Annotated in this window: 5 protein-coding genes; 4 read left to right on the forward strand and 1 reads right to left on the reverse strand. The window is 54.6% G+C overall.

Going from position 1 to position 12789, the window contains the following annotated elements; all coding sequences use genetic code 11:
• Positions 1 to 110: 110 nt before the first annotated feature.
• The 4 genes from BT114_RS08160 to BT114_RS08175 are packed head-to-tail and all read left to right on the forward strand — an operon-like array spanning position 111 to position 11657.
• Positions 111 to 2753, forward strand: coding sequence for a response regulator (locus tag BT114_RS08160; protein ID WP_177247060.1), 2643 nt, complete (start codon positions 111 to 113; stop codon positions 2751 to 2753).
• A gap of 15 nt (positions 2754 to 2768) precedes the next feature.
• Complete coding sequence (locus BT114_RS08165) at positions 2769 to 6794, forward strand: PAS domain-containing protein (RefSeq protein ID WP_072325874.1); 4026 nt, start codon at positions 2769 to 2771, stop codon at positions 6792 to 6794.
• On the forward strand, positions 6791 to 10381 hold the full coding sequence (locus BT114_RS08170; RefSeq protein WP_072325875.1) for a response regulator: 3591 nt from the start codon (positions 6791 to 6793) through the stop codon (positions 10379 to 10381). The genes BT114_RS08165 and BT114_RS08170 overlap by 4 nt, the downstream gene beginning before the upstream one ends.
• A gap of 25 nt (positions 10382 to 10406) precedes the next feature.
• A complete protein-coding gene (locus tag BT114_RS08175; RefSeq protein WP_072325876.1) occupies positions 10407 to 11657 on the forward strand; it encodes a diguanylate cyclase domain-containing protein in 1251 nt (416 codons plus the stop codon).
• A gap of 32 nt (positions 11658 to 11689) precedes the next feature.
• On the opposite strand, the gene BT114_RS08180 is transcribed toward BT114_RS08175, so the two are convergent.
• Positions 11690 to 12751 (reverse strand): HD-GYP domain-containing protein, encoded by a 1062-nt coding sequence (locus BT114_RS08180; protein WP_072325877.1) that lies wholly within the window; start codon positions 12749 to 12751, stop codon positions 11690 to 11692.
• Positions 12752 to 12789 lie beyond the last annotated feature (38 nt).

Genomic DNA, 12789 nt, shown 5'->3' on the forward strand with positions numbered 1-12789 from the left:
GGACCTTGACCACTTTTTTGTACCGGTGGCTCCCCAAGGTACTGTTACCTGCGCTCGCCCTGGCCCTGACACTTGGTGCAGGCGGTATGCTCTGGTTCATTTCTCAGCAAATGCAAAAAAATCAGACACAGGATCTGATCGAAGACGCCCGCTTGTTTGCGGCTTCAGTAACTCAGTTCAGAAACTTCTACACCACCGAAATTGTGCCACGTGCCAGTGAAAGTGGCATGATCATCACCCATGCCTACCGGGATATCCCCGGAGCACTCCCCCTGCCAGCCACCTTCACCCTCAACTTCAGTGAATTTGTCGGCCAGCAGGAGGAAGGCTTCAACATTCGGCTATTCAGCGCTCATCCCTTCCCCTTCCGGGAAGCACTGGTTCTGGACGACTTCCAGCAGCAAGCCCTGAAAGCACTGGAGCAGGATCCGCAAACACCCTTTGTTCGCATCGAAACAATCAAAGGCCAGGCCTACCTGCGTTATGCCCAGTCCGATCGCATGCAGGAAAACTGTGTGGCTTGCCATAACGCCTACCCCGGCTCCCCAAAAACGGACTGGAAAGAAGGTGACGTAAGAGGTGTTCTTGAGGTACAGCGCTCACTGGAAAAAACCACTGCCGGTTTGAATGCAGGCCTGAGAAATGCAGCCTATGCTTCCGGTCTGCTGATTGTTTTACTACTGGTCATTGCCTGGCTGAGCATGCTGGGTGTACGCCGTGCCTTGATGCACTCAAAGCGCTCTTTCAATCAGATGCAGGAAGCACGCAAGGATCTTGAAAACCAGATTTTTGCCCTGGATCAGCATGCCATTGTCAGTATTGCCGATGCCAGGGGCGACATCCTCGAAGCCAATGAGCGCTTCTGCAACATCAGCGGTTACACTCGCAACGAACTGATCGGACAGAATCACCGGCTGCTTAATTCGGGACTTCACCCACGTGAATTTTTTCAGGACATGTGGCAAACCATTGCATCCGGCAAGGTCTGGTCCGGTGAAATCCGCAACCGCTGCAAAAATGGTGATTTCTACTGGGTGGCTGCCACCATCGTGCCCTTTCTCGACAGCAAAGGCCGCCCCGAGCGCTATATCGGCATTCGCACGGACATCACCGAGCGCAAGGCCATTGAAGAACAAGCCCTGCAAGCCAAGGCTGCGGCTGAAGCCGCCAATCAGGCCAAATCCGATTTTCTGGCCAACATGAGCCATGAAATCAGAACGCCCATGAACGGTATCATCGGCATGACAGGCCTGGCGATGGATACCGACAGCGAAGTTGAGCGGCAGGAGTACCTGCAAATTGTCCGCAACTCAGCAGAATCACTGCTGGGTATTCTCAATGACATCCTTGATTTCTCAAAAATCGAAGCTAACAAACTGCTGCTCGAAACGGTCAGCTTCAACCTGCCGCAAACCGTTGCAGAAACCCTGAAAACCCTGAGCAGCAAGGCACATGAAAAAGGTCTGGAGGTCATTTGCGACCTATCCCCAGAGGTTCCAGAGCAGGTGCTTGGAGACCCAACCCGACTGAGACAGGTGCTGATCAATCTGGTTGGCAATGCCATCAAGTTCACTGAAAAGGGAGACATCACCATCACCCTGGATGTGGAACAGAAACACCAGCAACATGCCACCCTGATGTTCTCAGTCAAGGATTCAGGCATTGGCATTCCGGCAGATAAGCTGGACCACATCTTTGAAGCCTTCTCCCAGGCAGACACTTCCACCACTCGGCAATACGGTGGCACCGGACTGGGACTATCCATTTCCAGTCAGCTGGTGGAGCTGATGGGGGGGCGCATGTCCGTAGTCAGTGAGCCAGGCAAGGGCAGCACCTTCCAGTTCACCCTGGTACTGGCGCTGGATCCCATGCCCAAAGTACCAGTCAACACTGAGTTCCTGATTGGAAAATGCGTTTTGTTGGTCGATGATCACCCCGTGAACCGCACCATATTGTCACGCCAGTTACAGCAATGGCAGATGCAGGTACACCAGGCTGACTCCGCTGCAACCGCGCAGCAGTTGCTGGAAGCTGGCACTCTGAAGCCAGACCTGTTCCTGCTGGATCAACACATGCCGGGAATGGATGGTCTGGATCTGACCCTGTGGTTGCGCAATCAGCAGGCATGGCAATCCACACCCTTGCTGATACTCTCCTCAGGGCCGCTGAAATCTGATGCAGAGCGAGCCCGCCCCTTGGCCATTCAAGGCTTTCTGACCAAACCGGTGCTGCCCAATGACCTGCTCAAGGCGATCAAACGCGCCTTGGGTGCTGCCATGGAGCCACAGCAACACGGCACCCTCCTGGATGACCCAAAACCGGCTGCACCAGTAGAACAAATCGCCTCAGGTTCCTGCGTATTGCTTGTCGAGGACAACCCGGTCAACCAGAAGCTGGCCACCCTGCTGCTCAAAAAAATGGGTTGCCAGGTTGAAATTGCCGTCAATGGACTGGAAGCCTTCAACCGCCTGTTCCCTGACGGACAACAAGCGACAGAGCACTTTGACCTGGTGTTCATGGACATGCAGATGCCGGTCATGGGTGGGCTGGAAGCCACGCGAAAGATCCGCTTACACGAACAGTCCAATGACTTGCCAAGCATTCCGATCATCGCCATGACGGCCAATGCCATGCAGGGTGACCGGGAAGCCTGCATGGAAGCAGGCATGAATGACTACCTGAGCAAACCCATCAAACAGCAGGAACTACTCAATTTGATCCGGGCGCTTCAGGTTTCAAACAATAAAAGTTAAGGATAGGGCAGCGCCATGAAAAATCAACCTGTGATCCATCGGCATTACGACCTGGGCAAACAACAGGAACTGCTCAATCAACTGGCTGAAAACACACCGGGCGTTCTTTACCAATACCGTCTGTTTAGCGACGGTCGCAGCTGTTTTTCCTATGCAACCCAGGGCATGCTGGATGTTTACGGTTTCACACCAGAGCAGGTGGCCGAGGATGCCCGCCCAGTGCTGGAGCGCCTGCACCCGGATGACTTGGAACAAGTCAACCAGAGCATCATACTTTCTGCTGCAACACTCCAGGTCTGGGAAGCGGATTATCGATATCTGCATCCTAAAAAAGGTGAGCGCTGGATGGAGGGTCGAGCCACACCAGCCAGACTCGATGATGGCAGCATCATCTGGAACGGCTACATTTATGACATCACTGATCGCAAGTTGCAGGAACTGCACCTGCAAGACCTCAGCACCCGCTTTCAACTCACCATGGAAGCCACGGATACCGGTCTGTGGAGCTGGGATCTCACGACCAACGAAGTAAGCTGGTCTTCTCAAGCTTTTCGTCAACTGGGTTATGAACCGGATGCGTTTCCCGTGTCTCTGGATAAATTCCAGCAACTGATGCACCCGGATGACACTCGCCCAATGATGTCTGAAGTGATGCATTGTCTTGAGCAGGTCAAAGGGTTTGAAGTCCAATTCCGTCTGAAGCACGCAGCAGGCCACTGGGTCTGGATCCAAGGCCGTGGCAAGGTTACCGAATTGAGTGTTGAGGGTAAGCCCATTTTCATGATGGGCACCCACATCAATATCAGCAGCCTGAAACAAAAAGAGGCGGAGCTGCGTGAAAGTGAACAGCGCCTGAGTCAACTGGCTGCTTATAGTCGAACCGTCACCTGGGAAATGGATGCCAAGGGGCTCTATACCTACGTCAGCCCGGTGTGCAGAGATGTCTGGGGTTATGATCCGGATGAGCTGATCGGTCAGAAACACTTTTACGAACTTCACCCGATCGAAGATCGTGAACACTTTATTGAACAAGCTTTCACCATCATTGCAGCAGGCCAATCCATCAATGATTTTGAAAACCCAGTTCTGCACAAGGATGGTCATCTGCTTTGGGTCACCACCAACGGCTTTCCAATCCTGGATACAAATGGTCTCCTGATCGGCTATCAGGGCAGTGACCGCGACATTACCCAGCAAAAAAATGCTGAACTGGGCACCCGGCAACTGGAAGCAAAAATCAGCCGACAGCGCCATGCCCTGGATCAGATAGCACTGGCGATTGCCAAGCACCAGGACGTGGATGGCATTCTTGATGCAGTCTGCCAGCACATGGGACAGGCCTTGCAAGCTGATCGGGCACTGGTTTATGACGTCAACTTTGAAAAACAGCTGATTCATGGCCTGCAAGAATGGCTGAACCCTGATTTACCCAAGCTGACATCCTCTATCGGCACCTACCCGCTAGCTGTTTTTGAAGCCGGTGTGACTCTGATGCGTCATCAACAACAATGGCTGGTCAGCCATCAGAGCCAACCTCATCCCGTGCTGATGCAAGATGGCTCAGCGGAAGTCCTGCACCAGCAAATGGCTATCAAAACCCTCTGCTGGCTTCCATTCCGCTTCACCGATCAGGGTTACCAGCTACTGGTATTTAACTGGGTGGCCGAACCCATAGCACTTGCAGCTGAAGAACAGGCTTTTTTAGGGTCCATTGCCCGAATGGTTGAACTGGCGCTGGGCAAAATCCAGATGCTGGAAGCAAGCCAGACCCAGCAAAAACGCATCCAGTTTGTTTATGACGTCATGGGGGAAGGTTTTTATACCCTTAATGAACAAGGTTTAATCACTGACATCAACCCGGCAGCCTGCCGCATGCTGGGATACCAAAAGGACGAGCTGATTGGCAAGATCGGGCATGACATCTTTCACGCCCATGTCGGTAATCAACACCTCCCACTGCAGCAGTGCCCGATCTTCAGCACCATCCGCAAGGGCCAGGTGTTCAATGGTGAGGAAACCTTTCAGTGCAAGGATGGTCGCATCATTGTTGTTCAGGTCGTGAGTGCCCCACTGTTCGAAAGCAATGGCAGCAAGGTGTCCGTCACCAGCTTTACCGATATCACTGAACGCAAACGGGCTGAAACAGCCATCCTGGAAGCCAAGGCAGCAGCTGATGCAGCCAATCGTGCCAAGTCCGAGTTTCTGGCCAACATGAGCCATGAAATCCGCACGCCGATGAACGGAATCATTGGTCTCAGTCAGCTCAGTGTCAACGAACACAGTCATGATGTTTTACAAGACCGTCTGTACAAAATCAACCAGTCTGGTCGTACACTTCTCGGCATCATCAATGACATCCTGGACTTTTCGAAAATTGAAGCGGGCAAGCTGAGCATTGACCTGCAACCTTTTTTCCTGCCCAGCCTGCTGGACAACCTGAACAGCCTGTTTACACAGATGGCCAGCGAAAAAGGCCTGATTCTAAAGATCAGCGCACGATCCCTTTCACATAACGCCTGGATCGGAGATGAGCTGCGCTTGCGTCAGGTGCTTACCAACCTGTTGGGCAATGCCATCAAATTCACAGATCAAGGACAGGTCGATCTACTGGTCAGTCAGCAGTTCGACAAAGACGGTAAACAAACACTGCTGTTTCAGATTCAGGATACCGGCATCGGCATCACCCCAGACCAACAACAAAAACTCTTCAAGGCATTCAGCCAGGCCGACAGCAGCATCACGCGTCAGCACGGTGGCTCGGGGCTGGGGCTGGTGATCAGTCAGCGTCTGGTCAATGCCATGGGTGGCCAGGGCATTCAACTGGTCAGTCATCTGGGTGTCGGCTCCAGCTTCAGCTTCACCCTGCCACTGCAACCCTGCTCCAGCGCGGAAGAACAGTTACTCAGCAACCAACACCATCAACTGCATGACACCCTGCTGCAATTGAAAGGACGCTTGCTGCTGGTTGAGGATAACCCCATCAACCAGGAGGTTGCCCAGGCGCAGCTGCAACAAATGGGCATGGAGGTGGTGTTGGCTGAAAATGGTGCTGAAGCACTGACAAGATTAAGCCAGCAAACCTTTGATCTGGTATTGATGGACATCCAGATGCCGGTGATGGACGGTTATGAAGCCACTCGCCAACTGCGTCAAGCAGGCCACACCCTGCCAGTGATTGCCCTCACCGCAGCGGCCATGATCGAGGATCAGCAAAAGGCACTGGCCAGTGGCATGAACGACCATCTGGCCAAACCCATCGACACCCATGCCCTGCAACAGGTGCTGGCACGCTGGCTGACAGCGGATACAGCTTCAGACAGGCCATCACCGACACCGGTTGTGCCAGCAGAGTCCACAACACAACCAGCGTTCCTGGATACCACTGCCGGACTGGTGATGCTGGGCGGCAACAACACGCTTTACAACAAACTCCTGGGGCAATTCCTGGAGCAGCTTGAAGCGGACTACCTGCCACTGGTGCTGCAACTGCAGCAGCTTCAGCCAGACAGCCCGCCTGAAGCCTATGCAACGGCTCAGAAAAAAGCCCATACCCTGAAAGGTGTCGCCGGTTATCTGGCGCTCAAACACTTGGCACACTGCGCCACCGAGCTGGACCTTCGCCTGAAACAAGCCCAGCAACCGCCTGAGTCCATGATTCTGGCATTTGCCACCAGCCTGAAGCAGACGCGAGATGCCATCAATACGCACCGGCTGCACAACGGCTCCGCTTCGCCAGCCATGGAAACCACTGCAGTAACGGTCGAATCATCAGACCCCCAGGCCACAGAAACCCAGCAACCCACCCTTGCTGAAACCCTGCTGGCCCTGCAAAAAGCCATTCACAACAACATGTATCTGGATGACCAATTACTGGAAGCCATGGGAAAACAATTTCCCGAATCCCAGCAACACCCCTGGCAACAACTGATTCGGGCACTGGATGGCTTTCACTATGCACAAGCCGAACAACTGCTCATCAGCATCATGCAACAACTTGAACACCCACCGGCCAATACCACTGTCATGAGTAAACAGCCATGAGTGCTGTCATTGATCGTTTGACCCAGGGTTTCTGCGCCACCCTGATTGCCAGTCTGCTGCTGGCTTGGGTGCCAGCACCGGCAAACGCCTCCTCGCCGAACCTGGACAGCTTTTTTCAGAACCACTCCCTGCCCATGCTGTGGATCGACCCGGCCAACGGGCGCATCACGGAAGCTAATCCTGCTGCCGTGCAGTTTTATGGCCACCCTGCCAATGTTCTGCAGGGCATGAACATTGCGGACATCAACACCCTGAGTGCGGAGCAGCTGGCTGAGGAGCGTCGCCTGGCAGCAGATGAAGGGCGCAACTATTTTATCTTCCGTCACCGACTGGCCAACGGTGACATACGCACCGTAGAGGTTTACAGCCACCCTTATGAGCATCAGGGCCGCACCCTGCTGCTGTCAGTGATCCATGACATCACTCCCGGCCGCAATCTGGAGCATGGTTTATGGCATTACCAGCAGCGACTGGAGGCGCTGGTTGAAACACGAACCGAGCAGGCACAGCGGCTGAGTCGCCGTATCATCCTGCTTTTGTCCGCATCGCTGGCTGCAATGGGTAGCATCCTGCTGGCACTGATCTGGCTGATGAAAAAACGCCGCAAAGCGGAGCTGGAAGCCACCCGTTTCAAAGCCATCTCCGAGCATGCACTGTATGGCAACGCCATTGCTGATCTGGATGGCAAGGTTATCTACGTCAACCCTTTTTTTGCCCGTGCTCATGGTTATACCCCGACCGAGCTGACCGGGCAGCATCTATCCATCTTTCATGCGCCCGAACAGATGGATGCAGTGCATGCATTACTGAATACCCTGCAACAGCAAGGGCAGTTTTCTCCCACCGAAGTCTGGCACTGTGACCGCACAGGACAAGCCTTTCCCATGCTGATGAGTGGCATGTTGATGCACAACGAGAAAGGTGAACCGGCTTATTTAGCGACTGCAGCTCTGGATCTGACCGAGTTCTACAGGGAAAGGGAAAGCCATCAGGCTTCACTGGTGCAAGCCAAGGAAGCCGCAGAAGCGGCCAACCAGGCCAAATCCGAGTTTCTGGCCAACATGAGCCACGAAATCCGCACGCCCCTGAATGCTGTCATCGGATTGAGTGAACTGCAGCTTGAAGAATCACTACCATTGCACATCCAGCAGCGCAACGAACAGATTCACCGCTCCGGTACCCTGTTGCTTGGCATCGTCAACGACCTGCTCGACTTTTCCAAGATTGAAGCCGGCAAGATGGAAACAGAAGCCGTTCCTTTTCAGCTCGATGAAGTGGTCAAGCACCTGGCCACCCTGTTTGCCCTGCCCAGCAGCCAGAAGGGACTGGAGTTGGCCCTGCACCTGCAGCAGGACATTCCTGAATGGTATCGGGGTGACATGCTGCGCCTGACGCAGGTGTTGACCAACCTGATGGCCAATGCCATCAAGTTCACCGAGCAGGGTGCCGTGACCCTGGACATACGCTTGCTGGAACAGCAGGGGCTGGTGGCTCGCCTGTGCTTCAGCATCCGTGATACCGGCATTGGCATGACACCGGCACAGCAACAAAGGCTGTTTCAGGCCTTCAGCCAGGCTGATACCTCCATTACCCGCCGTCATGGCGGCACCGGTCTGGGGCTGATCATCAGTCAGCGACTGGTGCAGCTGATGGGCAGTGAAGGCATTCGCCTGGACAGTGAGTCCGGTGTGGGCAGTTGTTTTGAGTTTGAGCTGCTGCTGCCACTGGCTTCAGTATCTGCTGCAGAAGCCGACGCCGTCCGTCAACCACCCCTGACCTGCCAGGGGCGCTCCTGTCGCGCCCTGATTGTGGATGATCAACCGATTGCCCGGCAGATTTTGCGGGAGATCCTGGAGGGTTGGCACTATCGGGTTGAGGAAGCCGAAGACGGTCAGCAGGCCGTTGAGCTGTTCCGTCAGCAGATGCAGCAGGGTGAGGTGTACGATGTGGTCCTGATGGACTGGGAAATGCCAAGACTCAATGGCCTGAGTGCCCTGCGCAGCATTCGCAAGATGATGCAGGAGGCTGAACTGATTCATCAGCTACCGGCCATGCTGATGGTCTCCGCCCATGAGCAGTCCGAGATCCAGCTTTATACTGAAGAAGCGATCGAGTACCTGCCCAAACCCGTGCATCGCTCCAGCCTGTATAACGCACTCAGCCACCTGCATGAAGAACAGACGCGATCCGCTGATCGGCTGGAGTGCTTCTGCGGCCAGCGGGTGCTGGTGGTTGAGGACCACCCCATCAACCAGCAGGTGGTGCAATCCCAACTGGAACAGATGGGGTTACACGTCACGCTGGCCGATGACGGTGCGCAGGGCGTTGAAAAAGTGCGGGCTGAGGCTTTTGATCTGGTGTTGATGGACATCCAGATGCCGGTGATGGATGGTTATGAGGCCACCCGTGCCATGCGTCAGTTCAATTCCGACATCCCGATCATTGCATTAACCGCTGCGGCCCTGGTCGAGGATCGCCACAAGGCACTGGCCGCCGGAATGAACGATCACCTCGGCAAACCCTTCACCGGCCAGCAATTGTTTGATCACCTGAAAGTCTGGCTGAAGACGCAGCCTGCCGCTTCGGCCACTGCACACTCAGATCCGACACCGGCCGCCAGGGATGAACCACAGGTTCATGAACACCAGCCGGCCAACTCGGTGGCAGCTCCCTCCATTCAGAAACGTACCCTGCTGATCGTGGATGACCAATCGGCCAACATCAAGGTTCTGGCCAATCTGCTGAAAGCCGATTACACCATCCTGGTGGCCAACAGCGGTGCCAGGGCACTGGACATTGCCCGTGGCAAGAATCAACCCGACCTGATCCTGCTGGATATCCTGATGCCGGACATGGACGGCTACAGTGTCTGCCGAAAACTGAAAAACAACCCTGGCACCAGCCGCATTCCGGTGATTTTCATCACGGCACTGGATGATGCCAGTGATGAAACCAAAGGGCTGGATCTGGGCGCGGTGGATTACATCAGCAAACCCTTCCACCCGGACATCGTGAAATCACGCATTCGCAACCACATGAGCCTGAAGGTCAAAACCGACCTGCTCGAGGACATGTCACACCTCGATGGCCTGACCCAGATCGCCAACCGCCGCCATCTGGATCAGGCATTGCAACGTGAAATGAAGCGCCTGAAGCGCAATGGCAAACCCCTTGGGCTGGTGATGCTGGACATCGACTACTTCAAAGCCTTCAACGACCACTACGGCCATGGCAAGGGTGATGAGTGCCTGATCCGGGTGGCGGCTGCCCTGCAACAGGTGATCCAGCGCCCCGGTGACCTGCTGGCCCGTTATGGGGGTGAAGAGTTTGCCGTACTGCTGCCGGAAACCGATGCCGAAGGTGTCGCACGGGTGGCCGAAGCCCTGAGTGCGGCGGTGGAAGCCATGAACTACCCCCATGCCCACTCTGAAGTGGCCGACCACGTCACCATCAGTGTGGGGGCTGTCTCCCTGCCGATGGCCGAGGAAACAGCGGACAGCCTGTTGAACCAGGCCGACACAGCCTTGTATCAGGCCAAGCACAGTGGACGTAACCAGGTGGTGTTGCTGGAGCCTCTCTTTCTTTAATGCCCGAATAAAAAAGTCAAAAACAATGAATATACTCCTGGCCGATGATTCAAGAACCACCGCTGCCCCGATCCTTGCCTTGATGAACAGACTGGGGCATCAGGTTCGTCATGTGATGGACGGACGCGCAGCAGTGGCCGCCTATCAGGAACAGCAACCGGATCTGGTGCTGATGGATGGCATCATGCCGGAAATGGATGGTCTGGAAGCCACCCGTCAGATTCGTGCCCTGAATCCCGAACAATGGGTGCCCATCATCATCATGACAGCCATGGACTCCAAGCAGCAGATGCTGGAGGGGCTGGCCGCCGGTGCTGATGATTACCTGTTCAAACCGATTGACTTTGAAATACTCGATGCCCGCATCAAAGCCTTTGAACGCATCGCCACACTGCAACAGAGTCTGGTGGGCATTCTGGACAATGTTTATGAAGCCATCATCACTATCAGCCAGACCGGTCACATCCACAAGTTCAACAAGGCCGCCGAGCGCATTTTCGGTTACCGTGCCAAAGAAATGCTCGGCCAGAAGGTCAACCAGCTGATGCCCAGCTACCATGCTGAAAAACATGATGATTACCTGCTGAACTACCTTAAAACCGGACAACCGCGCATCATCGGGCAGGGCCGCAAGGTTCAGGGCAGACGCAAGAATGGCGAACTGTTTCCGATGCGCCTGTCTGTCACCGAAGTCAAACGGGCACAAGACAGCCTGTTCATTGGTCTGGTACAGGACATTTCTGATGAGGAAGCAACCCGCAAACAGATCGAGTACCTGGCACTGCATGACCCACTGACCGGACTACCCAACCGGGCCGCCTTCCAGCAAACCCTGGATCAGCTCCAGCAGGTGCCTGCCGAGCGCCCCCATCTGCTGATGTTCATTGACCTGGACGGTTTCAAACCGATCAATGACACCCTGGGCCACGAAGCAGGCGATGAGGCACTGAAACAGGTGGCACAGCGGATCAACAAACAGCTGGGGAAAAAGGACTTTGCTGCCCGGCTGGGTGGTGATGAGTTCACCATTCTGCTGCATGAGCCAGCAAATGCGGAACAGGCCAGACACCTGGCCGATACCCTACTGAATGCCATCAGCCAACCCATGGCGTTGATGAACCAGACCATTCAGATGGGAGCCAGCATTGGTGCCTTGCTGTTTAATCCCGGAGAACAGACCAATGATGCCCTGCTATCACGAGCTGATCATGCCATGTATGCAGCCAAAAAAGCTGGCAAGGGGCAGGTTTTACTTATTGATGCGTCGGCCAGTTGATCCAGCAAACAATGTTAGGGTCCTGGCATGACTCAATCCTGATAAGTATCACGGATCACCAATATTTTCGGCAGCTGCTGCAAGAACACCTCAACCAGTGCCGGATCAAAATGTTTGCCGCTGTTTTGCCTGATCAAATCCACGGCTGCCTCCACCGTCCAGGCCTTTTTATAGGGTCGAACTGAAGTCAGGGCATCAAACACGTCGGCCAGTGCCGCAATCCGGGCAGCCAGTGGAATGGCTTCACCTGCCAGCCCCAGCGGATAACCCGTGCCGTCCCACTTTTCATGGTGGCTGATGGCAATTTGCCTGGCCATCACCATCAACTCGGAATCATCCCCCCCCAGCATTTCAGCGCCTATATGAGCATGAGTTTTCATGATTTCCCATTCATGAGGTTCAAAGCGTCCGGGCTTTTTCAGGATGGCGTCAGGAATGGCGATTTTGCCAACATCATGCATCGGGCTAGCGTTCAGAATCAGGTCGCACTTGTCATCGCTCCAACCGATTGAACGCGCCAACAGCGCACAGATATAACTCATACGCAGAATATGACTACCAGTTTCTTCATCCCGATACTCGGCAGCACGACCAAGCCTTTGTACGACTTGTAAACGCGTGTGATGTAATTCACGCGTACGCAAGGCCACCATTTCTTCCAGTACAGCCTTTTGATCCTGCACCATGCGATGAGCCAGATGGGCATCCAGCAGGTTGCGAACACGCATCAGCAACTCATTACGATCAAAGGGTTTGCTGATGAAGTCACGTGCGCCACCGGCCAGTGCCCGCAGCAGGTAATCCTTGCTGTTCTGGGCAGTCAGAATCACAATCGGCGGCAACAGCGGCAGTTCCAGCGCCATCAGTTGCTCCATGACCTGATAACCGTCCAGATGAGGCATGTTGATGTCCAGCAGCACCAGATCGATACGCTGCTGCTCAAATTTCGACAGTACCTCGCGCGGATCTTGCACCAGAATGCGATTCACATAACCCTGACCGCCGAGCATCTTGTCGAGCAACCTCAGATTGGCAGGCTCATCATCCACTATCAGGATATTGGATTGATGCCGTTCGGCAGCTAATGTCCCCATTTTGTTTCTCCTTGCAAAACGTCCTGTAAAGTCAGTGA

The sequence above is a fragment of the Marinospirillum alkaliphilum DSM 21637 genome, assembly GCF_900119735.1.
GTDB classification, from domain to species: domain Bacteria; phylum Pseudomonadota; class Gammaproteobacteria; order Pseudomonadales; family Halomonadaceae; genus Marinospirillum; species Marinospirillum alkaliphilum.